A 26995-nucleotide genomic window follows, 5' to 3' on the forward strand; every position below is an offset into this window, starting at 1 on the left:
GCGCTATTTCCGGCGGCGCAGATAGACGTAATAGGCGCCGCTGCCGCCGTGTTTGCCATGGGCTTCGGTGATCTGCAGCACCGCATGGGTCAGCGGCGGCAGGCGCAGCCATTGCGGCACCTGCGTTTTCAGAACCCCCCGGCGGCGCGGCATCGGATCATGCGGATCCTCCCGCGCGCCCTTGCCGGTGATGACCAGTACCAGCCGGAATCCCCGCATCTGCGTGCCCAGAATGAAGCTCGCCAGTTCGCCATGCGCCTGATCCAGCGTCATCCCGTGCAGGTCCAGCCGCGCCTCGGGATCAAGCTTGCCGCGCCGCATCCGGGTAAAGGCCTTGGCGTCCATCCGCACCGGATCCCCCGCCAGCCGGTCCTGCGTGCTGGCGTAGAAATCATGGGTTTCGGTGCGTGGCGGCGCGCGGTCGCCCAGCCCGAATGCAGGCAGGGGATCCGCCTGCGGCGGCTTCGACGCGGCGGGCCGGGGCTTGGCCGGCAGCGGCGGGGCAGGGGGATCCGCCACCGGTTTGCGCCCCGGCAACCGCTGCGCGCTGCGCGCGACAAGATGCCAGAGCTCCAGCTCTTCGGGGCGGAGCCTGCGGCGGCTCACAGCACATGATCCGGCAGCAGCGCATAGGCGCGCTGGATCGGCAGCAGAACCATCATGCGGCCCGGATCCTTCAGCTGGCCCGCGCGGCGACCGGCGGCATCGCCGGTGCCAAAGAAAATGTCCGCCCGCTGCGCGCCCTTGATCGCCGATCCGGTATCCTGCGCGATCATCAGCCGGTGCAGGGGGATCTGCCCTCCCTTTTCGACCCAGACCGGCGCCCCCAGCGGCACAAAGGCCGGATCCACCGCCACCGTCCGCAGCGTGGTGATGGAGCGGTTCATCGCCCCCAGCGGGCCGCGATGCGGCGGCACCTCGTTGACCTCACGGAAGAACACGTAAGACGGGTTGCTCAGCAGCAGCTCCTGCCCCTCGGACGGGTTGGCGCGGACCCAGTTCTTGATCACCTGCGCCGAAACCTGATGCGCCTGAAACGTGCCGCGCCGCACCAGTTCCTGCCCGATGGAGCGGTAGGGATGGCCATTGGCGCCGCCATAGCCCACGCGCAGCACCCGCCCGTCGGGCAGGCGGATCCGTCCGGAACCCTGCACCTGCAGGAAGAACAGCTCCACCGCGTCATCGACCCACGCGATTTCCAGACCACGCCCCTGCATCACGTCGCTGGTCAGGATGTCGCGCCGGGTCAGCCAAGGCGACAGATCGCGCGCGTCCTGCGGCATCCGGTACAGCGGATAGCGAAAGCGGGCATCCGGGCGGAGGGATCCGTCCAGTTCCGGTTCGAAATAGCCGGTGAACAGGGCATCCTCCCCGTCAGAAATCAGCACCGGGCGAAAAAAAAGCTCAAAGAACGCGCGGGCATCACCCGCGTCACGCGCCAGCCCGCAAAGGCTGCGCCAGTCGGGATCGTCAAGATCGCCGCAGGTGTCCAGAAACACCGACAGGGCGGAGGCATGGTCATCCTCCGCCCAGCCGTCAAGATCGCTGAACTCCATAATCCGGTAAGTGGGGTCGGTCTGCGCGGCGCTCATGGTCCCGGCCAGCAGGAATCCGGTCAGCAGCGCTGCACGGATCCCCCCTGTCATGCGTCAGTCGCGACCAGCTGCCAGTTCGGATCGTCGCTGCCCATACGGCGCGCGTAGGTCCAGACATCCTTCTGGCGCTTCACCGAGGTGGGGCTGCCTTCGATCACCTCGCCATTGGCGTTTTTCACCACCGAGGTCAGCTCGCCCACATATTTGACCGTGATTTCGGCCAGACGTTCGTTTTCGTCGAAGGTCGCATCCACCAGCGACAGCTCGCGCACGCCGACAAATTCGGCCTCGATGGTCAGGCCCTGCTGGCGGCGCTGCTCCACCACCTCGGCGAAGCTGTCATAGACATCCTGCGACAGGAAGTCGCGGAGGCTTTCGACCTCGCCCCGCTCGAAGGCCATCAGGATCATCTCGTAGGCGCCGCGCGCCCCGGACAGGAAATCGCCCACATGAAAGGACGGCTCCGCCCGTTTCATCTGGCCAAGCGCCTCGGCGGCGGGGCTTTCGGCGGGGACATGGTCCACGATGTCGTGATCCGGGCCACCCTCGATCACCTCGAAGTCGCGCCGCGCGTCGTCCCGGGTCGCAGGGGCCGGAGCAGGCGGCTTTTCAAAGCCGTCCCGCGTGCCCAGCACACTGCGCAACCGCAGGATCAGGAAGATCGCGATCCCGGCAAGGACCAGCAGTTGCACTATAGACGATGTCATCGGCACCTCATTGACGGGGTCTTCATGGAAAATCTCATATCGCTTTCCTATGTAGGCACTGGGCGCGGGCAAGTCTACCGCCCCGGCCTGAAGGAAAGGGAGGCAAGCCATGTGGCTTTTTCTGGCGTTTCTCGCCGTGCCGCTGATCGAAATCGCGCTGTTCATCCAGGTGGGCGGGCTGATCGGGTTGTGGCCGACGCTGTTTGTCGTGGTGGTGACCGCGATCATGGGCACATGGCTTGTGCGCAGTCAGGGCCTGCGGGCGCTGGCAAATCTGCAGGGATCCTTTTCCCGGCTGGAGGATCCGACCCAGCCGCTGGCGCATGGCGCGATGATCCTGCTGTCCGGCGCACTGCTGCTGACGCCCGGCTTTTTTACCGATGCCGTGGGCTTTGCGCTGCTCGTGCCGGGCGTCCGTCTGGCGGTGATGCGACAGATTGCCCGCCGGGTAAAAGTGCAGCGGTTCAGCATGGGCGGCGCCTCTGGCCCGCAGCCCAGACCGGGCCCGCGCGGCCCCCAGACGCCAAAATCCGCAGGCGAGGTGATCGAGGGTGATTTCACCGAAGTGCCGCCCTCCAAACGGCCAAATCACCCCGGATCCGGCTGGACGAAGCATTGAGAAGCCCCTGTGCTGCTGCTATGCCAATGATAACTTTCCGGAGAGGAGCCTGATCCATGGCCGAAAACGCTGAAAACGGCGCAGCCGAAGCAACCCAGCCCACCCCCGTCAAGATGAGCGTGCTGGCGCAGTTCGTGCGCGACATGAGCTTCGAAAACATCCTTGCGCAAAAGGGCGTGTCCGGCGACGTCCAGCCCGACGTGCAGGTTCAGGTGAACCTCGACGCGAAAAAGCGCAGCGGTGACAACCAGTATGAGGTGGTCATCAAGCTGAAGGTGGAATCGAAATCCAAGGCCACGCAGGACATGCTGTTCCTTCTGGAACTGGACTATGCCGGCGTGTTCAGCATCGAAGGCGTGCCCACCGAACAGATGCACCCCTTCCTGCTGATCGAATGCCCGCGGATGCTGTTCCCCTTCGTGCGCCGGATCATTTCCGACGTGACGCGGGACGGGGGCTTTCCGCCGCTCAACCTCGAAACCATCGATTTTGTCGCGCTTTACCGCAACGAGATCGCGCGCCGTCAGGCCGCCACGTCCTCGCAATCCGCAGACGGGCGCAAGATGGACGCCTGAGCCCGGATCAGGTCCGCGTCCAGAGCGCGGACTGACCCAGCTTTGCGACAAAGGCGGCGTGAGCCGCCTTTTCGTCTTCGGTCAGGCGCGGGGGCAGCGGTGTGGGCCTGCGGGTCGGACGCCAGTCGCCTTCCGCCTCGCCGGCGCTGCGGCCCGTGGAGACCGGCGCCAGCACCAGATCGGGCTGTTTGCCGCCGATCAGTTCCAGATAAACTTCCGCCAGAATTTCACTGTCCAGCAGCGCGCCGTGCAGCGTGCGCGAGGAATTGTCGATGCCGAAGCGGCGGCACAGCGCGTCCAGCGAGGCGGGCGAACCGGGAAATTTCTTCCGCGCGATGTCCAGCGTGTCCAGCGCGCAGCCTGCGGGCAGGGCGGGACGGTTGCACCAGCGCAGTTCGGCGTTGAGAAATTTCACGTCAAACGCCGCGTTATGGATCACCAGCTTGAAGTCGGTGCCGAGGAAAGCCAGAAAATCGTCGACGATGCGGGCAAAAACCGGCTTGTCGCGCAGGAAATCGTCGCCCAGCCCGTGAACCTGAAACGCCTCCTGCGGCATGCCCCGTTCGGGGTTGATATACTGGTGATAGGTGCGGCCCGTCGGCAGATGGTTGAACAGTTCGACAGCGCCGATTTCCACGATCCGGTCGCCCTGTTCGGGCTCAAACCCGGTGGTTTCGGTATCAAGAACGATCTCGCGCATTCATCTGCCTTTCGATGTCGGAAAGCACCTTCTGAACCTGTTCGCGGGCATGGTCCAGCGTATCGGTCACGATGACAAAATCGGCCCGCGCGCATTTGTCCTCGTTGGGCATCTGGCGGGCAAGGATCCGGTCCAGATCGGCTGCGCTCATCGTGCCGCGCGCCAGAACGCGCGCACGCTGCACCTCGGGCGGGATGGTAACGCAGGCCACCGCATCCATCTCTGCCTCGGCGCCGGTTTCAAAGAGCAGCGGAATGTCGAAGACACCGATGGCGTCGGGATGGGCGCGGGCAAAGCTGTCCCGGTCGGCGCGGACCAGCGGATGCACCAGCGCCTCGATCCGGGGCAGGGCGGTGGAATCCGTCGCGATCACCTGCCGCAGCGCCTGCCGCGCGACGGATCCGTCCACAACCGCCTGTGGGAAAAGTTCGGCCATCGGGGCAACGGCGGCGCCTCCGGGCTCGTAAAGCCGGTGCACGGCGGCATCCGCATCCCAGACCGGGCAGCCCGCCTCTGCAAAGAATGCCGCTGTCTGCGACTTTCCCATGCCGATAGAGCCGGTCAGTCCCAGACGGAACCTCATTCCAGCACGACAGCCCGCAGCGCCTCGTCCACCTCGGGGCGCTGGCCGAACCAGCGTTCGAACCCGGGCACCGCCTGATGCAGCAGCATGCCCAGCCCGTCGACACAGGTGCAGCCCATCTCTGCCGCAACGCGCAGAAGCCGCGTCTGCAGCGGGGTATAGACCAGATCCGTCACCAGCGCCCGCCGCGACAGACCATCCAGCGGCACGCGCAGTTCGGCCTTGCCAGTCATGCCGAGCGAGGTCGAATTGACCACCGTGGCCGCGCCTTCGACTGCGTTGCCCGCCTGCACCCAGTCCACCACCTTGATCCGGTTGCCAAAATCCTCGCGCAGCGTTTCCGCCCGCAGCCGCGTGCGGTTGGTCAGACGGATTTCAGGCACCCCCACCTCCAGCAGCGAGGCGACGACGGCCCGCGCCGCACCACCCGCGCCAAACACCACCGCAGGACCGGACTCGGGCTGCCAGTTGGGCGCGGACTGGCGCAGATTTTCGATAAAACCAAAGCCATCGGTGTTGTCGGCGTGAATCTTGCCATCCCGGCGAAAGATCAGCGTGTTCGCCGCTCCGATCAGCGTCGCCCGGTCAGAGACCAGATCGGCAATCTCCATCACCCGTTCCTTGTGGGGAATGGTGATGTTGACGCCGACAAACCCGATCTGCGGCAAAAGCCGCAGCGTTTCTTCCAGCCGGTCGGCGGGCACATCCATGGGAATGTAATGCCCCGGCAGCCCATATTTGCGCAGCCAGTGGCCATGCAGGCGCGGCGACCGCGAATGCGCCACCGGGGAGCCGATCACCCCGGCAAGCGGAATTTTGTCCATACTCATGCGGCTATGATCCCCCGGAGGTTGAAAAAGGCAAGCAGCTCGAGCAGCGGCAGGCCCAGAATGGTGAAATGATCGCCCTCGATCCGGGAAAACAGCCGGACGCCTTCTTCCTCCAGCTTGTAGCCCCCCACCGCGTGACGCAGGCTGTCCCAGTTGCGGGCAAGATAGTCGTCCAGATACGCGTCGGAAAACTCGCGCATCAGCAGCCGCGCGACGCCGACATGGCGCCAGACCGGTTCCCCGTCCTGATAGATCACCGCCGCAGACAGAAGCTGATGCCGTTGCCCACGCAGCCGCAGAAGCTGCGCGCGCGCGTCCTCGGGGCTTTCCGGCTTGGCATAGATGACCCCGTCGCAGGTCAGGATTTGATCGCAGCCCAGCACGAAGGCCCCGGGCTGCCGGTCCGAGACGCGGCGCGCTTTGTATTCCGCCAGCGCATCGGCCATGTCGCGGGGCGAGGCGCCCTCGGCCTCCAGCGCGGCGCGGATCGACGACTCATCGACTCGGGGAATCGTCACGGTGAAGGGAACGCCCGCCGCCCGAAGCAGATCGGCCCGGATTTGCGAGCCGGAGGCTAGGATAAGGTGCGGATTCATGTGGATAACTCTGTTTGCAGCTCTGCGGCCATGTCAGGGGAATGTTCTGGGGAAAAACCGCTCAGGTTTCAAGCATGGGCATAAAACCCCTGTTTTTCTTCGATTCGGGCCGAGTCCTCCGGCTGTGGGCGGGGAAAACTTCTGCTTGTGGATAAGATTTCCGGCCACAGGTTTTGTCAGAGTTATTCCATGACGGATCCGTCGGGCGCAAGCGACTGGAATCCGGATGGATTCCACAACCCGTCCCAGCCTATGCGCTGGTTTTCCACAGAGAGTCACACAAGATCCGAGAGCGTGGACAGGATCCGGCGAAACATTTGATCCACCGGATCCCTTCGCCCCATCTCACACATCTATCTAAACTTTCTTTCTTTTATTTTTCGTTAAACAGACTGGCCCGGGGGATCCCTCCGGCACGATTGACTCCCCGCCCGGCACCCGCTACGACATCCAGCGTCCGTCCGGACAAAACTTTCCCGTATGACGATAGACACGACGGCCCGACATGGCCGGGAGGATTCCATGACCACCACGGAACGTCTCAACCTTGCTGATCTCAAGGCCAAGAGCCCGAAGGATCTTCTGGCCATGGCCGAAGAGCTGGAGATCGAAAACGCCTCGACCATGCGCAAGGGCGAGATGATGTTTCAGATCCTCCGCGAACGCGCGGATGAGGACTGGCAGATTTTCGGGGATGGCGTTCTCGAAGTGCTTCAGGACGGGTTCGGCTTCCTGCGCTCCCCCGAGGCGAACTATCTGCCCGGTCCCGACGACATCTATGTGTCGCCCGACATGATCCGCAAATATTCGCTGCGCACCGGCGACACCATCGAGGGAGAGATCCGTGCCCCCGATGGCGAAGAGCGGTATTTCGCGCTGATCGACGTGACCGCGATCAACTTCGAAGACCCTGAAAAAGCCCGGCACAAGATCGCCTTCGACAACCTGACGCCGCTTTATCCCGATGAGCGGCTGAAGATGGAGATCGAGGATCCCACCATTCGCGACAGATCCGCCCGGATCATCGATCTGGTGGCGCCGATCGGCAAGGGCCAGCGGTCGCTGATCGTGGCGCCGCCGCGCACCGGCAAGACCGTGCTGCTGCAGAACATCGCCAATTCCATCGAAAAGAACCACCCCGAGTGCTATCTGATCGTGCTGCTGATCGACGAGCGGCCCGAGGAAGTGACCGACATGCAGCGGTCCGTAAAGGGCGAGGTGGTGTCTTCGACCTTTGACGAACCCGCCACCCGCCACGTTGCCGTGTCCGAGATGGTCATTGAAAAAGCCAAGCGGCTGGTGGAACATAAACGAGATGTTGTGATCCTTCTCGACTCGATCACCAGACTTGGTAGGGCGTTCAACACGGTTGTTCCGTCCTCCGGCAAGGTTCTGACCGGCGGTGTGGATGCCAACGCGCTGCAGCGTCCGAAGCGGTTCTTCGGCGCGGCCCGGAACATCGAAGAGGGCGGATCCCTCACCATCATCGCCACGGCGCTGATCGACACCGGCAGCCGCATGGACGAAGTGATCTTTGAAGAATTCAAGGGCACCGGCAACTCGGAAATCGTGCTGGACCGCAAGGTTGCAGACAAGCGCGTGTTCCCGGCCATCGACATCCTGAAATCCGGCACACGGAAAGAGGAACTGCTGGTCGACAAGATCGATCTGCAGAAAACCTTCGTCCTGCGGCGGATCCTGAACCCGATGGGCACGACGGATGCGGTGGAATTCCTGATCTCCAAGCTGAAGCAGACCAAGACCAATTCCGAATTCTTCGAATCCATGAACAGCTGACATCACCGCGGAGGCGAAGATGGACACGATCTTCGCTCTCGCCACGGCGAACGGCAAAGCAGGGGTGGCGGTGGTCCGTGTGTCGGGCCCCGACGCCTTTTCTGCCGCGGAAGCCCTGGCGGGAGACATTCCAGCCCCCCGGCGCGCCGCGCTGCGCAAGCTGAGGGATCCCTCTGGCGCGGTGCTCGACGAGGCGCTGGTGCTGTGCTTTGCCTCAGGCGCCAGCTTCACCGGCGAGCCTGTGGTCGAGTTTCATCTGCATGGCAGCGTAGCAATCCTGCGGTCGGTGCTGCGGGTTCTGGCGGATCTGCCGGGGTTCCGCATGGCGGATCCGGGCGAATTCACGCGGCGCGCGCTGGATCATGACCGGCTCGATCTGACGCAGGTCGAAGCTCTGGCGGATCTGATCGAGGCGGAAACCGAAAGTCAGCGCGTTCTGGCCATGACCGTGTTTTCCGGTGCCTTGGGCCGCATGGTCGAAGACTGGCGCGCAGAGCTGATCGCGGCAGCCTCGCTGCTGGAAGTCACCATTGATTTTGCCGATGAAGAAGTGCCTGTCGACGTTTCTGACGACGTGCGCGCGGGCTTGCTGCGGGTGCGGGCGGATCTGGACCGTCAGCTGTCCGGCATGTCCGCCGCGGAACGGATCCGTTCGGGGTTCGAGGTGGCTATCGTCGGTCGGCCGAATGTCGGCAAGTCCAGCCTGCTGAATGCGCTGGCCGGACGCGACGCCGCCATTACTTCGGAACATGCGGGAACGACGCGCGATGTGATCGAGGTGCGTATGGAAATCGCGGGGCTTCCGGTGACGCTGCTGGATACCGCTGGCCTGCGCGAGGCGGAGGATCCGGTGGAACGGCTTGGCATCGCCCGGGCGCGCGACCGGGCGGACACGGCGGATCTGCGCGTTTTCCTGTTGGCCGAGGGTGACGAGCCAGAGCTTGAAGTGCGACCGGGGGATCTGATCCGACAGTCCAAGGCGGATCTGTCGGGGGATCCGCAGGCGATTTCCAGCCTGACCGGGCAGGGCATCGAACAGCTTCTGACGGATCTGGGCACGACTCTGTCCGAGCGGGTCCAGCGCAGCAGTCTTGCAACACGGGAACGGCACAGGGTTGCGTTTCTGGAAGGGCGGGACTGTCTGGATGCGGCGCTGCGCTTGCTTGACCTTGGGCCCGAACGGTATGATGTCGCATCTGAAGAGGTTCGCGTTGCGATTCGACGGCTTGAGGCTCTGATTGGCCGTGTGGACGTCGAAAACCTGCTGGACCATATCTTCGCAAGCTTTTGCCTGGGCAAATGAGATAACCAAGGAGTGTTTCACGTGAAACAACTCGACTTCGACGTGATTGTTGTCGGTGGCGGCCATGCTGGCACCGAAGCTGCTGCTGCCGCGGCCCGGATGGGTGCGCGCACGGCGCTGGTTACGTTGAAACGCTCCGGAATTGGCGTCATGTCCTGCAACCCGGCCATTGGCGGCTTGGGGAAGGGCCATCTGGTGCGTGAGATTGACGCCATGGATGGCGTCATGGGCCGTGTTGCCGATGCCGCTGGCATCCAGTTCCGCCTTCTGAACCGCCGCAAAGGCCCTGCCGTGCAGGGGCCGCGGGCGCAGGCAGATCGCAAGCTGTATCATCAGGCCATGCTTGCGGAAATGACCACCACGCCGCAGCTCGAGGTGCTTGAAGGCGAAGTTGTTGATTTTGTGATGTCCGGCGATCGGATCGCGGGGGTCATGCTGCAGGATGGGGCGCAGGTGACCGCGCGCGCCGTGGTGCTGACCACGGGCACGTTCCTGCGCGGAGTCATTCATATTGGCGACGTGTCGCGGCCCGGGGGCCGGATGGGGGACACGCCGTCGGTCCGCCTTGCGCAGCGTCTGGATGATCTTGCGCTGCCGCTGGGTCGTCTGAAGACCGGCACGCCGCCCCGCCTGGATGGGCGCACAATCGCCTGGGATGAGCTGGAATCGCAGCCGGGCGATGACGTGCCGACGATGTTTTCTTTCCTGTCCAAGGCCCCGGTCGCGCGTCAGGTGTCCTGCGGGATCACCCACACGAATACGCAAACCCATGACATCATTCGCGAAAATCTTGGACGCTCTGCCATGTATGGCGGCCATATCGAAGGGATTGGCCCGCGATACTGCCCCTCGATCGAAGACAAGATTGTCCGTTTTGCCGACAAGACGTCGCATCAGGTCTTTCTGGAACCCGAAGGACTGGACGATTTTACCGTCTATCCAAACGGGATCTCAACCTCCCTGCCGGTCGACGTGCAGGAGGCTTATGTCCGCTCCATGCGCGGGCTGGAAAAGGCGGAAATCCTTCAGCCTGGTTACGCCATCGAATATGACTTTGTCGATCCGCGCGCGCTGGATCTTCGTCTTGCAGTAAAAAATACGCAGGGCTTGTTCCTTGCCGGACAGATCAACGGCACCACTGGCTACGAAGAGGCAGCAGCGCAGGGGCTTGTGGCTGGCCTGAATGCCGCGGCAGAGGCTTTGTCACAGGATCCGGTGCAGTTCAGCCGATCTGACAGCTATATCGGCGTCATGGTGGATGACCTGACCTCGCGCGGCGTGACCGAACCCTATCGCATGTTCACGTCCCGTGCCGAATTCAGGCTCTCGTTGCGCGCGGACAACGCTGATCAGCGGCTGTCCCCGCTGGCAATTCAGCTTGGCGCGATGTCAGAGCGGCGGCGTGCAGCGTTTGCCGACAAGATGGAGCGTCTGCAGAAGGGGAAAGATCTTCTGGAATCTCTGGCGCTTACGCCGCGGGAGCTGAACGAGCTGGGTCTGCAGATGAATGCGGATGGCGTGCGGCGGACGATTTTTCAGTTGCTGTCTTATCCGGAAATCACACTCGACGCTCTTGCGCCTAAATTCCCTGAGCTTGCGGAACTTGACGCGGACACAACCGATCAGCTTGGTAAAGACGCGATTTACGCGAATTACATCGAACGGCAGAAGCGGGATGTCGAGGCGCTGCGCCGGGATGAGACCTTGGCTATTCCTGCGGATTTTGACTTTCTTGCCATGGAAGGCCTTTCAACGGAGCTCAAGCAGAAACTGACGCGCGCGCGGCCTTCGACGCTTGCGCAGGCAGGGAAGGTGGATGGCATGACGCCGTCAGCGCTTTCGCTGCTTCTGGTTCGGCTGCGCCGCGCGGAACGGCGCGAGAGCGCATGAGTTTGCCTGTCACCGGTCTGGAAGATGTTTCACGTGAAACATTGACGCGGCTGGAAAGCTATGCGGCAACGCTACTGAAGTGGAACCCACGCATCAATCTCGTGGCGCCTGCAACGCTTGATACGCTCTGGACCCGGCACATTCTAGACTCCGCGCAGATTTTTAAGCTGGCAGATGACGGTGTGAACCATTGGGCAGATCTGGGATCCGGCGGTGGCTTCCCGGGACTGGTCGTGGCCATCCTTGCTGCTGAAAAGGCGCCGCAGCTGCGGGTGACGCTGGTGGAAAGCGATCAGCGTAAGGCGACATTCCTTCGCACCGTGCTGCGGGAAACCGGGGTGACGGCGGATGTCCGGACAGAGCGGATCGAATCTCTGGAGCCTCTCAATGCCCGGGTTCTAAGCGCGCGGGCGCTTGCTCCGCTGCCAAAACTGCTGGAGTTCGCCTCGCGTCACCTTGCAATAGAGGGCATTGCGCTGTTTCAGAAGGGCGCAACCTGGCAAAAAGAAATCGCGGCGGCGCGGGAAATGTGGCAGTTTGACTTGATCACGCAGGGCAGCCTTACCGATGCCGATGCGGTCGTTCTGAAGATCGGAGCAGTGCACCATGTCTGATGCCGTCCGGCCCGGTGGGCCCAAGATTGTCGCGATTGCCAACCAGAAGGGCGGGGTGGGCAAAACCACCACAACCATCAACCTTGGCGCGGCGCTGGCGGAGCGAGGGTTGAAGGTTCTGGTGGTGGATCTTGACCCTCAGGGCAATTCCTCGACGGGGCTGGGGGTGGAGCCGGAAGACCGCGATTACACCTCTTACGAGCTGCTGCTGGAACAGGCGCCGCTCAGCGACATGATCCTTCAGACCGGGACCGAGGGGCTGTTCCTGATCCCGGCTACGGTTGATCTTAGCTCGGCGGATATCGAACTTGTTGCCAATGAACGGCGCAGCAGCCTGTTGCGGGCGGCCCTGCGGCAGCCAGATATGGCGCAGTTCAGCTATGATTTTGTGCTGATCGACTGTCCGCCGTCGCTGAATCTGCTGACTGTAAACGCCATGGTCGCCGCGCATTCGGTTCTGGTGCCGCTGCAGAGCGAATTTTTTGCGCTGGAAGGCCTGTCGCAACTGATGCTGACGATCCGCGAGGTGCGTCAGTCCGCCAATCCTGATCTGCGGATCGAAGGTGTGGTGCTGACGATGTTTGATGCCCGCAACAACCTGTCGCGGCAGGTGGAAGATGACGCACGCGCCAATCTGGGCGATCTGGTGTTCACAACCGTCATTCCGCGCAATGTCCGGGTCAGCGAGGCGCCGTCCTATTCCGTGCCGGTGCTGACCTATGACACCACGTCCAAGGGCGCCGCAGCCTATCGCGCCCTTGCTGAAGAACTCCTGAAAAAGAACGCCAAACTGGCGGCGTAAGGCAAGAAACGAGCATGACAGACCATGAGAACACCGAAAAGGGGGCAGAGATGGCGGAAAGACGCGAACCGCGCCGAGGGCTTGGCCGGGGCCTGTCCGCGTTGATGTCCGATGTCGAGGTGCGTCCTGCGGCGGATCCCTCCGCCTCTTCCCGCAATCCGGATCGGTTGATCCCCATCGAAAAGCTGTTCCCGAACAAGGATCAGCCCCGGCGGACCTTTACCCAGGATCAGCTGGACGAACTTGCGGAATCGATCCGTACCAAGGGCATCATCCAGCCGATCATCGTGCGTCCGCGCCCCAATGCGGAAGGCGAATACGAGATTGTCGCGGGTGAACGTCGCTGGCGCGCCGCGCAGATGGCGAAGCTGCACGAAGTGCCGGCGCTGATCCGCGATTTTGACGACATCGAGGTTCTTGAAGTCGCGATCATCGAAAACATCCAGCGCGCCGATCTGAACGCCATCGAAGAGGCGGCGGGTTACAAGCAGCTGATGTTCCGCTTTGGCCATACGCAGGAAAAGATCGCCGAAGCGCTTGGCAAAAGCCGCAGCCATATCGCCAACCTGCTGCGTCTGCTGAATCTTCCGGAAACGGTGCAGACCATGGTCGTTGAAGGGCAGCTGACGGCAGGTCATGCGCGAACCCTGATCACCTCTGAACAGCCAGAGGAACTGGCGAAGGAGATCGTGCGCCGCAAGCTGTCGGTGCGGCAGGCCGAGCAGATGGCGCGGCCCGGTGCGGCAAAAACCTCCCGTCGCGCCGCGGCTGATGCTGCGCCGCAGAAAGATGCCGACACCCGCGCGCTGGAGGGGGATCTGTCCGCCGCACTGGGGATGAAGGTCAGCATCCAGAACCAGCCCGGCGGCGAAAGCGGCAAGCTGATGATCAGCTATGACAATTTCGATGATCTTGACCGTCTCTGTGCGATCCTGAGCGCCGCGCGCTAGTCTGCCAGCAGCTTGGCGATCACCGCGTTCAGCACCAGTCTGCCCTGCAGGCTGGTGCCGATGCGGTCATCTTCGGTCCAGACCAGCCCCAGATCGCGCAGATCCGTCAGGCTGCGCGGCTCGGGAAAGCCGGGGGCAATTTCGGCGGCGCGGGACAGGGACAGGCCTTCGGTCAGGCGAAGCCCCATCATGACAAATTCCGTCAGGATTTCATCCGCAGCCAGTGGCGTGACTTGCTGGTCGCCGGTGCCCGCCTCGGCCCGTTCGATCCATGCGCCGGGCATCTTCCACGCCTCTGTCGCGTGACGGATCCCTCCCAGCGTGACGCGACCATGGGCGCCGGGGCCCACACCCACGTAATCGCCGCCGCGCCAGTAAACCAGATTGTGCCGCGACTGTGCGCCTGCGGCGGCGTGGTTCGACACTTCATAGGCGGGAAAACCCGCAGCGGCGGTGATCTCCTGCGTGGCAAGGAACATGTCGGCGGCCAGATCCTCGTCCGGAAGCCGCTTCAGCTGGCCGCGCTGCGCGCGTTCCCAAAACACCGTGCCTTCTTCGATGGTCAGCTGATAGAGCGACAGGTGGTCACCCGCCATCTCCAGCGCCTCGTGCAGTTCCTGCGTCCAGTCGGGCAGGGACTGGCCTTCGCGGGCATAGATCAGGTCAAAATTCACCCGGTCAAAGACCGATCGCGCCACGCCAAGCGCCGCACGCGCCTCGTCGACATCATGCAGGCGGCCCAGCTTGCGCAGATCATCGGCGCGCAGCGACTGGATGCCCATGGAAACCCGGTTCACGCCCGCTTCGCGAAAGCCTTCGAACTTGCGCGCCTCGACAGAGCGGGGATTGGCCTCCAGCGTGATTTCGATGTCATTGGCCCATGTCCAGTGCTCCCGCGCGGCGTCGAGCACGCTGCGCACGGTGTCCGGGGTCATGAGAGAGGGCGTGCCGCCACCAAAATAGATGGAATTCAGCAGCCGCCCGTCGGTCATCTGACCATAGCGGCGGATCTCGGCGGCCAGAGCGGCCGCCCAACGGCTTTGATCCACGTGGCGCACCACATGGGAATTGAAGTCGCAATAGGGGCATTTGGCCTCGCAGAACGGCCAGTGCACGTATAGGCCAAAGCCCCCTTCGCGCCAGGTCTCAGGCAAAACAGCCCTGCACGAGCTTGGTGAACGCATCGGCGCGATGGCTGATGCGGTTCTTGGCGAAACGCTCCATCTCGGCGAAGGTCACGTCATGGCCATCGGGCTGGAAGATCGGGTCATAGCCATGGCCCTGATCGCCGCGCATCGGCCAGACCACGCGGCCCTCCATCACGCCGGGGAACACCTCGTCATGGCCATCGGGCCATGCCAGCACCAGCGTGCAGCAGAAACGCGCGGTCCACGGTTCCGCCGCGCCGCTGTCCAGCAGCGCCTGATGGGCCTTCTGCATCGCCATGACAAAATCCCGGCCGGATCCGGTCTCGGCCCAGTCGGCGGTATAGACCCCCGGCGCGCCATCCAGCGCGTCGATGGCGATGCCGCTGTCATCGGACAAGGCGGGCAGGCCGGTCGCCTGCGCAGCGGCATGGGCCTTCAGCCGGGCATTTTCCACAAAGGTGGTGCCGGTTTCTTCGGGCTCGGGCAGGTTCATCTGCTTGGCGCCCACCACCTCGATCCCGTAGGGCTGGAGGAGATCGGTGATCTCCTCCAGTTTGCCCGCGTTATGGGTGGCGACCAGCAGCGTGGATCCGGTGAATTTCCGGGTCATGCCACCGCCGCTTTCTGGGCTGCGACCAGCTGCGCCACACCGGCTTCGGCCAGATCCATCAGCTGGTCCATCTGCTTGCGGTCGAAGGTGGCGCCTTCGGCAGACATCTGCACTTCGATCAGGCGGCCATCGCCGCGCAGGATGAAATTGCCATCCACGCCCGCTTCGCTGTCTTCAGCATAGTCCAGATCCAGCACCGCCTGCCCGGCATAAAGCCCGCAGCTGACGGCGGCGACCGGCGTGATCAGCGGATCCGTCACGATGGCACCGGTTTTCATCAGCTTGTTCACGGCCAGCCGCAGCGCGACCCAGCCGCCGGTGATCGAGGCGCAGCGGGTGCCGCCATCGGCCTGCAGCACGTCACAGTCCACGGTGATCTGGCGTTCGCCAAGTGCCACGCGGTCGACACCGGCGCGCAGGGACCGCCCGATCAGGCGCTGGATTTCGACGGTGCGTCCGCCCTGCTTGCCGGTGGTGGCCTCGCGCCGCATCCGCGACCCGGTGGAGCGCGGCAGCATGCCGTATTCCGCCGTCACCCAGCCAAGGCCGGATCCCTTGATGAAGGGCGGCACCCGGTCCTCCAGCGAGGCGGTGCACAGCACATGGGTGTCGCCGATCTTGATCAGGCAGGAGCCTTCGGCGTGTTTCGTCACGTTCGTTTCAATTGAAACGGCGCGCATTTCGCTTAAATCTCGTCCAGAAGGTCGCATGGGTGCCTCTTTTCTCGGTCGCATCCGGGATAGTCGGGCCGTGCCTGTCCCGCAACCCCGATTGACGGGGAGGGGACAGCACCTTTAATGGCTCGGGCACCGCGGAGGGATTGGATGAAACAGGGGACTGGTCTTCTGGACGAAATGAACCACCGCTCGCGAGAGGTGTTCCGCAGGGTGGTCGAATCCTATCTGGAGTCGGGCGAACCGGTCGGGTCGCGCACGCTGACCCGCAGCCTGTCGGAAAAAGTGTCCGCCGCCACCATTCGCAACGTCATGCAGGATCTCGAATATCTGGGGCTGCTGGACAGTCCGCATATCTCTGCAGGGCGGGTGCCGACGCAGCTTGGCCTGCGCATGTTCGTGGATGGCCTGCTGGAGGTCCGCGATCTGGACAATTCCGACCGCGAGGCGCTGGACGCCACCATGGGCCCCGGTTCCAACGATGTGGGTGGGGTGCTGGACCGGGTGGGGGCGGCGCTGTCGGGGGTGACGCAGGGCGCCTCGCTGGTGCTGACGCCCAAACACGAGGCGCCGGTGCGCCATATCGAATTTGTCAGCCTTGGCCATGACCGGGCTCTGGTGGTGCTGGTCTTTGCCGATGGCCATGTGGAAAACCGCCTGTTCCACCCGCCGCCGGGGCAGACCCCCAGTTCCATGCGCGAGGCCGCGAATTTCCTCAACGCGCTGATCGAGGGCAAGACCCTGTCCGATCTGCGCGGAGAGATCGCGCGCCAGATCGCCACCAGACGGCGCGAGATCGATGCGCTGGCCGCCGATCTGATCGAAACCGGCATGGCCGTCTGGGAGCAGGATGCCGACACCTCCGCCCGGCTGATCGTGCGCGGCGCCGCGAATCTTCTGGGTCAGGATGGCGAGGCGGCGGAACTGGACCGGATCCGGTCGCTGTTTGACGATCTGGAGCGTAAGCGGGACATCGCCGAGTTCCTCGAACTGGCCGAAACCGGCGACGGTGTGCGCATTTTTATCGGGTCAGAGAACAAACTTTTCTCACTTTCGGGTTCCTCTCTGGTGGTCTCTCCATATATGAACGCGGATCGTAAGATCATCGGCGCGGTCGGGGTCATCGGCCCCACGCGCCTCAACTACGGCCGGATCGTGCCCATTGTGGACTATACGGCGCAGCTGGTCGGCAGGCTGATTGCCGAGCGGAGCTAGAGGTAAGTTATGGCAGACGCGAAGAAAGACGATTTTCTGGACGATATCGAGGCGGCCGAGGCGGAAGCCTACGCGCAGGACGCCGACGAGATCGACCCGGTGGAGGCGGAACTGGACGCGCTGCGTGCCGAACGGGACGAGATGAAGGACCGTTTCATGCGCGCGCTTGCCGATGCCGAAAACGCCCGCAAACGGGCGGACAAGGACCGGCGCGAGGCGCAGCAATATGGCGGCTCCAAGCTGGCCCGTGACCTGCTGCCGGTTTACGACAACATGCAGCGCGCGCTGGCTGCCGCCCGCGAGGCGGACGCCGCCGAGGCGCTGATCGAGGGGGTGGAACTGACCCTGCGGGAGCTGTCCAACGTGTTCACCCGCCACGGCATGACCCCGATCACGCCGCAGGTGGGCGACCGTTTCGACCCCAAGCAGCACGAAGCCATGTTCGAGGCGCCGCTGCCCGGCACCAAGGCGGGCGACATCATTCAGGTGTCTGCCGAAGGGTTCATGCTGCATGACCGCCTGCTGCGTCCCGCGCAGGTTGGCGTCAGCTCCATGCCTGCGTCCTGATCCGCACCGCCTGATTGTGACAGACCAGACCCCCGGCCCGCGTGCCGGGGGTTTTCTTTTGCGCCCGGAGGCGGAACCTAGTCCGGGATGATGGCCCGCAGGTCGGACCGCAGCGTGCAGCGCAGCCCGTCCGCGTGATACTGCACCTGCGGTTCGCCGCCCAGATCCCCCGCCAGCGCCACAAGCAGACGCGTGCCGAAACCGCTGCGTTCCGGCGCATGAACCAGCGGGCCGTCATGTTCCTGCCAGTCCAGCGTCAGGGCGGATCCGTCCAGCTGCCAGCGCACCTCCACCCGGCCATGGTCATTGGACAGGGCGCCGTATTTGATCGCGTTCGTGGTCAGTTCGTGCAGCATCATCGTAAAGGCGATGGCGGCCTTGGGGTTCAGCGTGACGGCGGGCCCCTCGCTCGACAGGCGGTTGGCAAAGGCGCCCTGAATCTCGGCGGCGCTGGCCACGATGGCCCCCAGCGGTGCATCCAGCCCGTCGGACCGGGTCAGCAGGTCGTTGGTCCGGGCCAGCGCGCCGATCTGGTCGTTGATGAGCCGCTTTGCGTCCTGCATGGTGGCGGCGCGGCGCATTGCCTGATTCACGATGGACTGCACGATGGTCATCGTGTTCTTCATCCGGTGTCGCAGCTCGTTGGTCAGGACCGCGCTGCGCGCCTCGGCCTCGATCTGGGGCGTGGTTTCCACCACCGTCAGATAAATCCCCGCCACCTCTCCGCTGTCGCTCCAGATCGGGCTGTGGCTGTGGGTGAAATAGGCGTCGCGGGCGATGCCGTCGCGATCCGGCGTATAGCGCGCGTTTTCCGTGTAATAGCTTTCGCCCGCCAGCACCTTGCGGAAGAACGGGTCAAGCTGGTCCCACATTTCCGACCACCAGTCCTTGGCGGGCTGGCCAAGATGGCCGGGATGCTTGTTTCCCAGCCGCACCGCGTAGGCATCGTTGTAAAAGGTGAAAAGCTCGGGCCCCCAATGCACCATCGTGGCGAATTTGGCGGTCAGGCAAATGCGCACGGCGGTCTTCAGCTCGACCGGCCACGCGGCGGGGTCGCCCAAGGGATGACTGCGCCAGTCCAGCGCGTCAAGGATGGCGCTGCACTCTCCGCCCGTGGCGGGAAAGGGTCTTGCGGGGGGAAGAACAGTCTCCATGCGACAGGACTAGAACGCCTGTGAACGGCGTGCAACAGGCGGCACTGCCGCCCGCCGCAACGGCAGGTGAAACCCATCGGGACGTGGCGGAAGGCGCCGCCGTAACGCTCAGGATTTTTGCGGCAGCAGCGCCTTCAGGTCATAAAGCGCCTGCAGCGCCTCGCGCGGGCTCATCTCGTCGGGCAGCAGCCCGGCAAGGCGGCTTTCCACCTCTGACGGGGCGGCAGCGGCCTGAGGGGCGGGGGCGGCCCGCGCCACGGCGGAAAACAGCGGCAGATCGTCGATCAGCGCCTTGGGCGAGATGCGGTCGCGGTCGCCTTTTTCCAGCGCGTCCAGCACGCTGCGGGCGCGGGTGATCACCGGCTTCGGCAGACCGGCCAGCTGCGCCACCTGCACGCCATAGGACCGGTCGGCGGCGCCGGGGCGCAGTTCATGCAAGAAGATCACCTCGCCCTCCCATTCCTTGACGGCGACAGTGGCGTTTTCCACGCCCTCCAGCTTGCCCGCCAGCACGGTCAGTTCGTGGTAATGCGTGGCGAATAGCCCGCGCACCTTGTTCACCCCGTGCAGATGTTCCAGCGTGGCCCATGCGATCGACAGCCCGTCCCATGTGGCGGTGCCGCGCCCGATCTCGTCAAGGATGACCAGCGCGCGGTCATCGGCCTGATTGAGGATGGCGGCGGTTTCCACCATCTCCACCATGAAGGTGGAGCGCCCGCGCGCCAGATCGTCAGAGGCGCCGACGCGGCTGAAAATCTGGCTGACCAGACCCAGATGCGCCGATTTCGCCGGCACCCAGGATCCCATCTGCGCCAGCAGGGCAATCAGCGCGTTCTGCCGCAGGAAGGTGGATTTGCCCGCCATGTTCGGCCCGGTCAGCAGGCAGAGCGCCGCGCCATCCGGGGCCGCATTCAGTGCGCAGTCATTGGCGATGAAGGGCGCGCCGCCCTGCTTGGCCAGCGCGCGTTCCACCACCGGGTGACGGCCCGCCCGGATGTCAAAGGCGCGGCTGTCATCGACGCGGGGGCGGCACCAGCCCTCGGCCCGGGCGAGATCGGCCAGCCCAAGGCACAGGTCGAATTCCGCCAGCGCCTGCCCGGTTTCCGAAATCTGCGGCGCCTGCTCCAGCACGGCGGCTTTCAGCCCGTCATAAAGCCGCTTTTCGATCTGCAGCGCCTCGTTGCCCGCGTTCAGGATGCGGGTTTCCAGATCGGACAGTTCCACCGTGGTAAAGCGCACCTGATTGGCAGTGGTCTGGCGGTGGATGAACAGATCCGACAGCGGCTGCGACAACATCTTTTCCGCGTGGGTCGCAGTGGTTTCGATGAAATAGCCCAGCACGTTGTTGTGCTTGATCTTCAGCGAGGACACGCCCGCATGGTCGGCATAGCGCGCCTGCAGGGCCGCCACCACGCCCCGGCCTTCGTCCCGCAGCAGCCGCGCCTCGTCCAGCGCGCTGTCATGGCCCGGCGCGATGAAGCCGCCATCGCGCACCAGCAGCGGCGGTTCGGCGACCAGCGCCGCATCCAGAAGCTCGATCAGCGCGTCATGCCCGGTCAGCGCCTGCCGCGCCTCGTCCAGCAGCGGCGGCAGGGCGGATCCGTCCAGCATGGCCGCAATGTCTTCGCCCTGGATCAGCGCGTTGCGCAGGGCGGCCAGATCGCGCGGGCCACCCCGGTCCAGCCCCAGCCGCGACAGGGCACGGTCCAGATCGGGCACCTTGCGCAGGCTCTGGCGCAGGGCCGCAGCCTGCGGCGTCTCCATCGCCCAGTCCACCGCCTGCAGCCGTGCCTCGATCACCGCCAGACTGCGCGAGGGCGAGGACAGCCGCCGTTCCAGCAGCCGCGCGCCGCCGGTGGTCACCGTGCGGTCGATCACCGACAGCAGCGATCCGGCCCGCCCGCCATTCAGCGAATGGGTCAGTTCCAGATTGCGCCGGGTCGAGGCGTCGATCTGCAGCAGGTTCGACACCGCGTCACGCTGCGGCGCGCGCAGAAGCGGCAGGCGGCCTTTCTGCGTGATGTCGAGGTAATCGACCACGGCGCCCATGGCCGACAGTTCCTCTCGGCCAAAGCTGCCGAAGCCCGCCAGCGTCTGCACGCCAAAGAGGCGGCGCAGCCGGTCCTCGGCCCCGGCGGAATCGAACGAGGCGGCGCCTAGCAGGGTGGGCACGATGCCCAGATCCGACAGCACGGCGCGCAGATCCTCCTCCACCGCGTCGGTGGTCAGCAGTTCCGACGGCGCAAGCCGCGCCAGTTCCGCGCCGATCCGCGCCCGGCCAAGCGGCATCACGTGAAACGCGCCGGTGGAAATGTCGGCCCAGCTCAGCGCCCAGTCGTCACGCACCCGGCCAAGCGCGGCAAGGTAGTTGTGGCGCCGCGCCTCCAGCAGCGATTCCTCGGTCAGGGTGCCGGGGGTGACCAGCCGCACCACCTCGCGCCGGACCACGGATTTGGCGCCGCGCTTCTTGGCCTCGGCGGGGCTTTCCATCTGTTCGCAGACCGCCACGCGAAACCCTTTGCGGATCAGCGTCAGCAGATAGCCTTCGGCGGCATGGATCGGCACGCCGCACATGGGGATGTCATCGCCCGCATGTTTGCCGCGCTTGGTCAGGGCGATGTCCAGCGCCTCGGCGGCGGCGGCGGCATCGTCAAAGAACATCTCGTAGAAATCGCCCATGCGGTAGAACAGCAGCGCGTCGGGATACTGCGCCTTGATCTCCAGATACTGCGCCATCATCGGTGTGGCTGCGGTCATGTCGCCCCCCTGTCCTGTGCGGGGCAGGCATAGCAAAGCCGCGCGCCCGGGTGAAAGGCCCAAATCGGGCCGGTTGAGCGCCGCGTGCCGCTGCGGTAAGAGCAACGACGCTCGTATCGGAGGAGGGGCCGCGCATGACGAAACCGAAATTCACCCGTGAAGAGGCGCTGGCCTTCCATCTGGAGCCGGTGCCGGGCAAGTGGGAAGTGCAGGCGACGGTCCCGATGACCACGCAGCGCGATCTGTCGCTGGCCTATTCCCCCGGCGTGGCGGTGCCCTGTCTGGAAATCGCCGCAAATCCGGAACTCGCCTATGATTACACCAACAAGGGCAACCTTGTGGCGGTGATCTCCAACGGCACGGCGGTGCTGGGTCTGGGCAATCTGGGCGCGCTGGGGTCGAAGCCGGTGATGGAAGGCAAGTCGGTGCTGTTCAAGCGCTTTGCCGACGTGAATTCCATCGACATCGAACTGGATACCGAAGACCCGGATGAATTCTGCCGCGCCGTGCGGCTGATGGGGCCGACCTTTGGCGGCATCAACCTTGAAGACATCAAGGCGCCCGAATGTTTCATCATCGAACAGCGCCTGAAGGAAGAGATGGACATCCCCGTCTTCCATGACGACCAGCATGGCACGGCGGTGATCTGCGCGGCGGGTCTGATCAACGCGCTGCATCTGAGCGGCAAAAAGATCGAAGACGTGCGCATCGTGCTGAACGGCGCGGGCGCGGCGGGCATCGCCTGTCTGGAACTGCTGAAATCCATGGGCGCGCGGCATGAGAACTGCATCATGTGCGACACCAAGGGCGTGATCTGGCAGGGCCGGACCGAGGGCATGAACCAGTGGAAATCCGCCCATGCGGTCGCCACCGAACTGCGCACGCTGGAAGAGGCGATGGTGGGCGCGGACGTGTTCCTTGGCGTGTCGGCCAAGGGGGCGGTGACGCAGGACATGGTGGCGAGCATGGCCGACAATCCGGTCATCTTCGCCATGGCCAATCCCGATCCCGAAATCACCCCGGAAGAGGCGCATGAGGTGCGGGTGGATGCCATCGTCGCCACCGGGCGCAGCGACTATCCCAATCAGGTGAACAACGTTCTGGGCTTTCCCTACCTGTTCCGGGGGGCGCTGGACGTGCATGCGCGGGCCATCAATGACGAGATGAAGATCGCCTGCGCCCGCGCGCTGGCGGAACTGGCGCGCGAGGATGTGCCGGACGAGGTGGCGCTGGCCTATGGCCGCGCGCTGACCTTCGGGCGGGATTACATCATTCCCACACCGTTTGATCCCCGGCTGATCTACCGGATCCCTCCGGCGGTGGCCCGGGCCTGCATGGATACCGGCGCGGCGCGGCGGCCCATCATCGACATGGAGGCCTATGAGGCCGGGCTGAAAGGGCGGATGGATCCCACCGCCTCGATCCTGCGGTCGATCCATGCGCGGGCGCGGCAGGCGCAGGCGCGGATGATCTTTGCCGAAGGCGACGACCCGCGCGTGCTGCGCGCCGCCGTCAGCTATCAGCGCAACGGGCTGGGCAAGGCGCTGGTGGTCGGGCGCGAGGCCGATGTGCGCGCCAAGCTGGAAGCCACCGGGCTTGGCGATGCCGTGCGCGAGCTGGAGGTGGTGAACGCCGCCAACACCCGCCATCTGGAGACCTACAAGGCGCTGCTGTACCAGCGCCTGCAGCGCAAGGGGTATGACCGGCAGGATGTGCACCGGCTGGCGGCGCGCGACCGGCATGTGTTCGGGGCGCTGATGCTGGCGCATGGCCATGGCGACGGGCTGGTGACCGGGGCCACGCGCAAATCGGCGCATGTGCTGGAGCTGATCAACCATGTCTTTGATGCCGATGCCGAACATGGCGCGGTGGGGGTGACGGCGCTGCTGCACAAGGGCCGGATCGTGCTGATTTCCGACACGCTGGTGCATGAATGGCCGGAATCCGAGGATCTGGCCAATATCGCCTGTCGCGCCGCCGATGTGGCGCGCCATCTGGGGCTGGAACCGCGGGTGGCCTTCGTGTCCTTCTCGACCTTCGGCTATCCGGTCTCCGAGCGGGCGCAGAAGATGCATCTGGCGCCGAAGGTGCTGGACGCGCGCGGGGTGGATTTCGAATATGAGGGCGAGATGGCGGTGGATGTGGCGCTGAACCGGCGCGCGCAGGACAGCTACCCCTTCCAGCGGCTGACGGGGCCCGCCAACATCCTTGTGGTGCCGGCGCGGCATTCGGCCTCGATCTCGGTCAAGCTGATGCAGGAAATGGGTGGCGCCACGGTGATCGGGCCGATCCTGACCGGGGTCGACAGTTCGATCCAGATCTGCTCGACCAACATGACGGCGAATGACATTCTGAACATGGCGGTGCTGGCGGCCTGCAAGATCGGCTGACGGCGCCTTTGGCTGCCGCCGGAGCCTCCGGCGGGAGTTTTTCTGGCAAGATGAAGGGGCAGGGAATGGCCATCTACAATCTGGGGTCGATCAACGCCGACCTGACCTACCGCGTGCCGCATCTGCCCGCGCCGGGGGAAACGCTGGGCGCGCGGTCGATGACGCGGGGGCTGGGCGGCAAGGGCGCCAACATGTCGGTGGCGGCGGCGCGGGCGGGCGCCCGGGTGGTGCATCTGGGCGCCGTGGGCCGCGATGGCGGCTGGATGATCGACCGGATGCTGGAATATGGCGTCGACACCCGCCGCATTGCCGTGCTGGACGATCCGTCGGGCCATGCGGTCATCGCGGTGGAGGATGCGGGCGAAAACCTGATCCTGCTGTTCGCCGGGGCCAACCGCTGCATCGCCCCGGAGAGCATCGCCGAGGCGCTGGAAGGCGCGGGGCCGGAGGATCTGTTCGTGTGCCAGAACGAGACCAACGCGCAGCGCGACGGGGCAGAGCTGGCCTCTGCCCGCGGGCTGCGGGTGGCCTATGCTGCGGCGCCCTTTGATGCCGAAGCGGTGACGGCGGTGCTGCCGCTGCTGGATCTGCTGGTGCTGAACGAGGTGGAGGCGCAGCAGCTGCAGGCCGCCACCGGGCGGACGCCGGAAACCCTGCCGGTGCGCGACGTGGTGGTGACGCTGGGGGCCAAGGGCTGCCGCTGGATCAACACCGACACCGGCACGACGCGGGATTTTGCCGCGCTGAAGGTGACGCCGGTGGACACGACCGGGGCGGGCGACACCTTCACCGGCTATCTGCTGGCGGGGCTCGACCGGGGTCTGCCGATGCCCACGGCGCTGGAGATGGCGCAGCGGGCGGCGGCGCTGATGGTGACGCGCTATGGCACCGCCGATGTGATCCCCGACCTGAAAGAGGTCACCGAACACCGCTTCTGAGCGGCAAAACCGCGTCAAGGCGCGGAAAAACCTGAGTTTTACCCGGCCCGCGGTTCGCCCTGCGGGCCGGGTTTTTTATGGCCGCGAAGAATTTGTCGTACATTTTCGAAAAATTTTCGTCACCGGTGAAACTCTGTTTCTCGCGCCTGCGTGTCTATGGATGTCACGTGAGACGCTGCCGGGACTGTTTGTCGGTGTGTTGGTTTGCTGGTGTGCGGGTGTGTTTGCGATGTGTCGGGTTGGCGTGGTGAAGGCCGGACCCGGGTGGTTGGTAAAGGATCGGGCACGCTTGGGTGACATGGTGAAGGTCACGACCTTCCTGCGAAGAAAGCCGCTCCTGTCTGGTGTCAGTGCTGTGTGTAAGGGGTAGTTGGGGTGGTGCCCGGACCGTCGTGTATGAGTGAGAGTTTGGTTATGTCTGACGGTCCGGTTCGCGGGGACGGTGATGGTAAGAATTCAGGTATCGCCGTTTGGTGACCAAGGTAGAGGCTTATCAGCGTAACCCCACAAGGTAAGTCTCTGAGCCGCCCCCATGCCGTGAATGGGGGCGGCTCGTTTTTTGTTGGTATTTCAAGATGACGGCGGACCGGATCCGCCAAGAAGGGCCGGGTGGCGCAGCAGATGCGCCGCCCGGCCTTAGATGTCAGCCTTTCAACCGGCGGTTGCGCGCGGCCAGCAGTTTCAGCCGCAGCGCGTTCAGCTGGATGAAGCCCTTGGCGTCCTGCTGGTCATAGGCGCCCGCGTCATCCTCGAAGGTGACATGCGCCTCGGAATAAAGCGACTGGTCCGACCAGCGCGCCACGGTGCGGGCGGATCCCTTGTAAAGCTGCACGCGCACGGTGCCGCTGACATGCTCCTGGCTCTTGTCGATCAGCGCCTGCAGCATCTCGCGTTCGGGGCTGAACCAGAAGCCGTTATAGATCAGCTCGGCATAGCGCGGCATGATCGAATCCTTCAGGTGGCCCGCGCCGCTGTCCAGCGTGATCTGTTCGATGCCACGATGCGCCTCCAGCAGGATGGTGCCGCCCGGGGTTTCATAGATGCCGCGCGATTTCATACCGACGAAGCGGTTTTCGACCAGATCGAGCCGCCCGACGCCATGCTTGCCGCCCAGCTCGTTGAGCCGGGTCAGGATGGTGGCGGGCGACAGCGCCTTGCCATTGATCGCGACCGCGTCGCCCTTTTCGAAGGTGATCTCCACCAGTTCGGGCGTGTCGGGCGCGGTCAGCGGATCGACGGTGCGCTGGTAGACGTAATCGGGGGCTTCTTCCGCCGGATCCTCCAGCACGCGGCCTTCCGAAGACGTGTGCAGCAGGTTCGCATCCACCGAGAACGGCGCCTCGCCGCGCTTGTTCTTGGCGATCGGAATCTGGTTCTGCTCGGCAAAGTCGATGAGCTTGGTGCGCGAGGTCAGATCCCACAGCCGCCACGGCGCGATCACCTTGATGTCGGGGTTCAGCGCATAGGCGGCCAGTTCGAACCGCACCTGATCGTTGCCCTTGCCGGTGGCGCCATGGGCCACGGCATCGGCGCCGCAGGCGGCGGCGATTTCCACCAGCCGCTTGGAAATCAGCGGGCGCGCGATGGAGGTGCCCAGCAGATACAGCCCCTCATAAAGCGCGTTGGCGCGGAACATCGGGAAGACGAAATCGCGCACGAATTCCTCGCGCAGATCCTCGATATGGATCTCCGTGGCGCCCATCATTTCCGCCTTGGCGCGGGCGGGCTCCAGTTCCTCGCCCTGGCCAAGATCGGCGGTAAAGGTGACAACCTCGCAACCGTATTCGGTCTGCAGCCATTTCAGGATGATCGAGGTGTCGAGGCCACCGGAATAGGCCAAAACGACTTTCTTGGGCGCGGACATGGGCATTTCCTCTGGGTTGGACTGGGCACGCGGCTTACTGCCTTTTGGCGCAGGGGGCAAGGATCGCCCGTTGACCTGCGGATGTCATGTGCTAGCCCTCGATCCGGCAGACAGGAA

25 protein-coding genes are annotated in these 26995 nt (G+C 64.4%); 12 read left to right on the forward strand and 13 right to left on the reverse strand.

Features of this window, described 5'->3' with window-relative positions; translation table 11 throughout:
* Nucleotides 1–3: 3 nt before the first annotated feature.
* Genes BLR51_RS12675 through BLR51_RS12685 form a run of 3 tightly spaced genes read right to left on the reverse strand, consistent with a single transcriptional unit; the run spans nucleotide 4 to nucleotide 2302 of the window.
* On the reverse strand, nucleotides 4–606 hold the full coding sequence (locus BLR51_RS12675) for a Smr/MutS family protein (protein ID WP_089847485.1): 603 nt from the start codon (nucleotides 604–606) through the stop codon (nucleotides 4–6).
* Nucleotides 603–1646, reverse strand: a complete 1044-nt coding sequence (gene mltA / locus BLR51_RS12680; RefSeq protein ID WP_089847487.1) for a murein transglycosylase A — start codon at nucleotides 1644–1646, stop codon at nucleotides 603–605. The genes BLR51_RS12675 and mltA overlap by 4 nt, the downstream gene beginning before the upstream one ends.
* On the reverse strand, nucleotides 1643–2302 hold the full coding sequence (locus tag BLR51_RS12685) for a Tim44/TimA family putative adaptor protein (protein ID WP_089847489.1): 660 nt from the start codon (nucleotides 2300–2302) through the stop codon (nucleotides 1643–1645). The genes mltA and BLR51_RS12685 overlap by 4 nt, the downstream gene beginning before the upstream one ends.
* Before the next feature lie 109 nt (nucleotides 2303–2411).
* On the opposite strand from BLR51_RS12685, the gene BLR51_RS12690 reads away from it, so the two are divergent.
* Entirely contained in the window at nucleotides 2412–2921 is a 510-nt protein-coding gene (locus BLR51_RS12690) for an FxsA family protein (RefSeq protein ID WP_089847491.1), read from the forward strand.
* Between the two features lie 56 nt (nucleotides 2922–2977).
* Nucleotides 2978–3496 (forward strand): protein-export chaperone SecB, encoded by a 519-nt coding sequence (gene secB / locus BLR51_RS12695; RefSeq protein WP_089847492.1) that lies wholly within the window; start codon nucleotides 2978–2980, stop codon nucleotides 3494–3496.
* A gap of 7 nt (nucleotides 3497–3503) precedes the next feature.
* Here secB and dnaQ read toward each other — a convergent pair whose 3' ends face one another.
* From dnaQ to BLR51_RS12715, 4 genes are read right to left on the reverse strand one after another with little or no spacing between them, the layout of a single operon-like run.
* Nucleotides 3504–4196 carry a DNA polymerase III subunit epsilon gene (gene dnaQ / locus BLR51_RS12700; RefSeq protein ID WP_089847494.1) on the reverse strand — a complete coding sequence of 231 codons (693 nt, stop codon included), beginning with the start codon at nucleotides 4194–4196 and terminating at the stop codon, nucleotides 3504–3506.
* The gene (coaE, locus tag BLR51_RS12705) at nucleotides 4177–4779 is read right to left on the reverse strand and encodes a dephospho-CoA kinase (protein WP_089847498.1); all 603 of its coding nucleotides are present in this window, start codon (nucleotides 4777–4779) and stop codon (nucleotides 4177–4179) included. Before coaE ends, dnaQ begins: the two co-directional genes overlap by 20 nt.
* Nucleotides 4776–5609 carry a shikimate dehydrogenase gene (locus BLR51_RS12710; RefSeq protein WP_089847500.1) on the reverse strand — a complete coding sequence of 278 codons (834 nt, stop codon included), beginning with the start codon at nucleotides 5607–5609 and terminating at the stop codon, nucleotides 4776–4778. Before BLR51_RS12710 ends, coaE begins: the two co-directional genes overlap by 4 nt.
* A complete protein-coding gene (locus BLR51_RS12715) occupies nucleotides 5606–6205 on the reverse strand; it encodes a Maf family protein (RefSeq protein ID WP_089847502.1) in 600 nt (199 codons plus the stop codon). The genes BLR51_RS12710 and BLR51_RS12715 overlap by 4 nt, the downstream gene beginning before the upstream one ends.
* A gap of 522 nt (nucleotides 6206–6727) precedes the next feature.
* On the opposite strand from BLR51_RS12715, the gene rho reads away from it, so the two are divergent.
* The 6 genes from rho to BLR51_RS12745 are packed head-to-tail and all read left to right on the forward strand — an operon-like array spanning nucleotide 6728 to nucleotide 13561.
* Entirely contained in the window at nucleotides 6728–8002 is a 1275-nt protein-coding gene (gene rho, locus BLR51_RS12720) for a transcription termination factor Rho (protein WP_089847504.1), read from the forward strand.
* A 19-nt stretch (nucleotides 8003–8021) separates the two neighbouring features.
* On the forward strand, nucleotides 8022–9305 hold the full coding sequence (mnmE, locus tag BLR51_RS12725) for a tRNA uridine-5-carboxymethylaminomethyl(34) synthesis GTPase MnmE (RefSeq protein WP_089847506.1): 1284 nt from the start codon (nucleotides 8022–8024) through the stop codon (nucleotides 9303–9305).
* A gap of 21 nt (nucleotides 9306–9326) precedes the next feature.
* Nucleotides 9327–11195 (forward strand): tRNA uridine-5-carboxymethylaminomethyl(34) synthesis enzyme MnmG, encoded by a 1869-nt coding sequence (mnmG, locus tag BLR51_RS12730; RefSeq protein ID WP_089847508.1) that lies wholly within the window; start codon nucleotides 9327–9329, stop codon nucleotides 11193–11195.
* On the forward strand, nucleotides 11192–11809 hold the full coding sequence (gene rsmG / locus BLR51_RS12735; RefSeq protein ID WP_089847510.1) for a 16S rRNA (guanine(527)-N(7))-methyltransferase RsmG: 618 nt from the start codon (nucleotides 11192–11194) through the stop codon (nucleotides 11807–11809). Before mnmG ends, rsmG begins: the two co-directional genes overlap by 4 nt.
* Nucleotides 11802–12611, forward strand: a complete 810-nt coding sequence (locus tag BLR51_RS12740) for a ParA family protein (protein WP_089847512.1) — start codon at nucleotides 11802–11804, stop codon at nucleotides 12609–12611. The genes rsmG and BLR51_RS12740 overlap by 8 nt, the downstream gene beginning before the upstream one ends.
* Nucleotides 12612–12661: 50 nt before the next feature.
* Nucleotides 12662–13561: a ParB/RepB/Spo0J family partition protein gene (locus tag BLR51_RS12745; protein WP_089847804.1), complete on the forward strand. Its 900-nt coding sequence runs from the start codon at nucleotides 12662–12664 to the stop codon at nucleotides 13559–13561.
* Here BLR51_RS12745 and hemW read toward each other — a convergent pair.
* The 3 genes from hemW to rph are packed head-to-tail and all read right to left on the reverse strand — an operon-like array spanning nucleotide 13558 to nucleotide 16029.
* The gene (hemW, locus tag BLR51_RS12750) at nucleotides 13558–14745 is read right to left on the reverse strand and encodes a radical SAM family heme chaperone HemW (protein ID WP_089847514.1); all 1188 of its coding nucleotides are present in this window, start codon (nucleotides 14743–14745) and stop codon (nucleotides 13558–13560) included. The genes BLR51_RS12745 and hemW overlap by 4 nt on opposite strands.
* Complete coding sequence (gene rdgB / locus BLR51_RS12755) at nucleotides 14708–15319, reverse strand: RdgB/HAM1 family non-canonical purine NTP pyrophosphatase (RefSeq protein WP_089847516.1); 612 nt, start codon at nucleotides 15317–15319, stop codon at nucleotides 14708–14710. Before rdgB ends, hemW begins: the two co-directional genes overlap by 38 nt.
* On the reverse strand, nucleotides 15316–16029 hold the full coding sequence (gene rph, locus BLR51_RS12760; RefSeq protein WP_089847518.1) for a ribonuclease PH: 714 nt from the start codon (nucleotides 16027–16029) through the stop codon (nucleotides 15316–15318). The genes rdgB and rph overlap by 4 nt, the downstream gene beginning before the upstream one ends.
* A 114-nt stretch (nucleotides 16030–16143) precedes the next feature.
* On the opposite strand from rph, the gene hrcA reads away from it, so the two are divergent.
* Complete coding sequence (gene hrcA, locus BLR51_RS12765) at nucleotides 16144–17208, forward strand: heat-inducible transcriptional repressor HrcA (protein ID WP_089847520.1); 1065 nt, start codon at nucleotides 16144–16146, stop codon at nucleotides 17206–17208.
* Between the two features lie 9 nt (nucleotides 17209–17217).
* The gene (locus BLR51_RS12770) at nucleotides 17218–17775 is read left to right on the forward strand and encodes a nucleotide exchange factor GrpE (protein ID WP_089847522.1); all 558 of its coding nucleotides are present in this window, start codon (nucleotides 17218–17220) and stop codon (nucleotides 17773–17775) included.
* 77 nt (nucleotides 17776–17852) lie between these two features.
* Here the strand turns inward: BLR51_RS12770 and BLR51_RS12775 are convergent, their stop codons facing one another.
* Together BLR51_RS12775 and mutS are read right to left on the reverse strand one after the other, a co-directional pair.
* Entirely contained in the window at nucleotides 17853–18929 is a 1077-nt protein-coding gene (locus BLR51_RS12775; protein ID WP_089847524.1) for a sensor histidine kinase, read from the reverse strand.
* Nucleotides 18930–19037: 108 nt separating this feature from the next.
* Complete coding sequence (mutS, locus tag BLR51_RS12780) at nucleotides 19038–21686, reverse strand: DNA mismatch repair protein MutS (RefSeq protein WP_242656723.1); 2649 nt, start codon at nucleotides 21684–21686, stop codon at nucleotides 19038–19040.
* A gap of 134 nt (nucleotides 21687–21820) precedes the next feature.
* Between mutS and BLR51_RS12785 the strand changes: the two genes are divergently transcribed.
* Together BLR51_RS12785 and BLR51_RS12790 are read left to right on the forward strand one after the other, a co-directional pair.
* Nucleotides 21821–24076 carry an NADP-dependent malic enzyme gene (locus BLR51_RS12785; RefSeq protein ID WP_089847526.1) on the forward strand — a complete coding sequence of 752 codons (2256 nt, stop codon included), beginning with the start codon at nucleotides 21821–21823 and terminating at the stop codon, nucleotides 24074–24076.
* A gap of 65 nt (nucleotides 24077–24141) precedes the next feature.
* A complete protein-coding gene (locus BLR51_RS12790) occupies nucleotides 24142–25014 on the forward strand; it encodes a ribokinase (protein WP_089847528.1) in 873 nt (290 codons plus the stop codon).
* Nucleotides 25015–25657: 643 nt separating this feature from the next.
* On the opposite strand, the gene BLR51_RS12795 is transcribed toward BLR51_RS12790, so the two are convergent.
* Nucleotides 25658–26878, reverse strand: coding sequence for an argininosuccinate synthase (locus BLR51_RS12795; RefSeq protein ID WP_089847529.1), 1221 nt, complete (start codon nucleotides 26876–26878; stop codon nucleotides 25658–25660).
* Between the last annotated feature and the right edge of the window lie 117 nt (nucleotides 26879–26995).

Source organism: Salipiger marinus (genome assembly GCF_900100085.1).
GTDB lineage: Bacteria > Pseudomonadota > Alphaproteobacteria > Rhodobacterales > Rhodobacteraceae > Salipiger > Salipiger marinus.

Bases quoted from the DNA above. Each gene is read 5' to 3' on its own strand.
- BLR51_RS12745 (WP_089847804.1), top strand. From the start codon at position 12,662: ATGGCGGAAAGACGCGAACCGCGCCGAGGGCTTGGCCGGGGCCTGTCC.
- BLR51_RS12770 (WP_089847522.1), top strand. From the start codon at position 17,218: ATGGCAGACGCGAAGAAAGACGATTTTCTGGACGATATCGAGGCGGCC.
- BLR51_RS12790 (WP_089847528.1), top strand. From the start codon at position 24,142: ATGGCCATCTACAATCTGGGGTCGATCAACGCCGACCTGACCTACCGC.
- rdgB (WP_089847516.1), bottom strand. From the start codon at position 15,319: ATGACCCGGAAATTCACCGGATCCACGCTGCTGGTCGCCACCCATAAC.
- BLR51_RS12690 (WP_089847491.1), top strand. From the start codon at position 2,412: ATGTGGCTTTTTCTGGCGTTTCTCGCCGTGCCGCTGATCGAAATCGCG.
- BLR51_RS12740 (WP_089847512.1), top strand. From the start codon at position 11,802: ATGTCTGATGCCGTCCGGCCCGGTGGGCCCAAGATTGTCGCGATTGCC.
- BLR51_RS12715 (WP_089847502.1), bottom strand. From the start codon at position 6,205: ATGAATCCGCACCTTATCCTAGCCTCCGGCTCGCAAATCCGGGCCGAT.
- rho (WP_089847504.1), top strand. From the start codon at position 6,728: ATGACCACCACGGAACGTCTCAACCTTGCTGATCTCAAGGCCAAGAGC.
- BLR51_RS12785 (WP_089847526.1), top strand. From the start codon at position 21,821: ATGACGAAACCGAAATTCACCCGTGAAGAGGCGCTGGCCTTCCATCTG.
- BLR51_RS12775 (WP_089847524.1), bottom strand. From the start codon at position 18,929: ATGGAGACTGTTCTTCCCCCCGCAAGACCCTTTCCCGCCACGGGCGGA.
- mltA (WP_089847487.1), bottom strand. From the start codon at position 1,646: ATGACAGGGGGGATCCGTGCAGCGCTGCTGACCGGATTCCTGCTGGCC.
- coaE (WP_089847498.1), bottom strand. From the start codon at position 4,779: ATGAGGTTCCGTCTGGGACTGACCGGCTCTATCGGCATGGGAAAGTCG.
- rph (WP_089847518.1), bottom strand. From the start codon at position 16,029: ATGCGACCTTCTGGACGAGATTTAAGCGAAATGCGCGCCGTTTCAATT.
- BLR51_RS12685 (WP_089847489.1), bottom strand. From the start codon at position 2,302: ATGACATCGTCTATAGTGCAACTGCTGGTCCTTGCCGGGATCGCGATC.
- rsmG (WP_089847510.1), top strand. From the start codon at position 11,192: ATGAGTTTGCCTGTCACCGGTCTGGAAGATGTTTCACGTGAAACATTG.
- hrcA (WP_089847520.1), top strand. From the start codon at position 16,144: ATGAAACAGGGGACTGGTCTTCTGGACGAAATGAACCACCGCTCGCGA.
- mnmE (WP_089847506.1), top strand. From the start codon at position 8,022: ATGGACACGATCTTCGCTCTCGCCACGGCGAACGGCAAAGCAGGGGTG.
- hemW (WP_089847514.1), bottom strand. From the start codon at position 14,745: ATGCGTTCACCAAGCTCGTGCAGGGCTGTTTTGCCTGAGACCTGGCGC.
- BLR51_RS12795 (WP_089847529.1), bottom strand. From the start codon at position 26,878: ATGTCCGCGCCCAAGAAAGTCGTTTTGGCCTATTCCGGTGGCCTCGAC.
- BLR51_RS12710 (WP_089847500.1), bottom strand. From the start codon at position 5,609: ATGAGTATGGACAAAATTCCGCTTGCCGGGGTGATCGGCTCCCCGGTG.
- mutS (WP_242656723.1), bottom strand. From the start codon at position 21,686: ATGACCGCAGCCACACCGATGATGGCGCAGTATCTGGAGATCAAGGCG.
- dnaQ (WP_089847494.1), bottom strand. From the start codon at position 4,196: ATGCGCGAGATCGTTCTTGATACCGAAACCACCGGGTTTGAGCCCGAA.
- secB (WP_089847492.1), top strand. From the start codon at position 2,978: ATGGCCGAAAACGCTGAAAACGGCGCAGCCGAAGCAACCCAGCCCACC.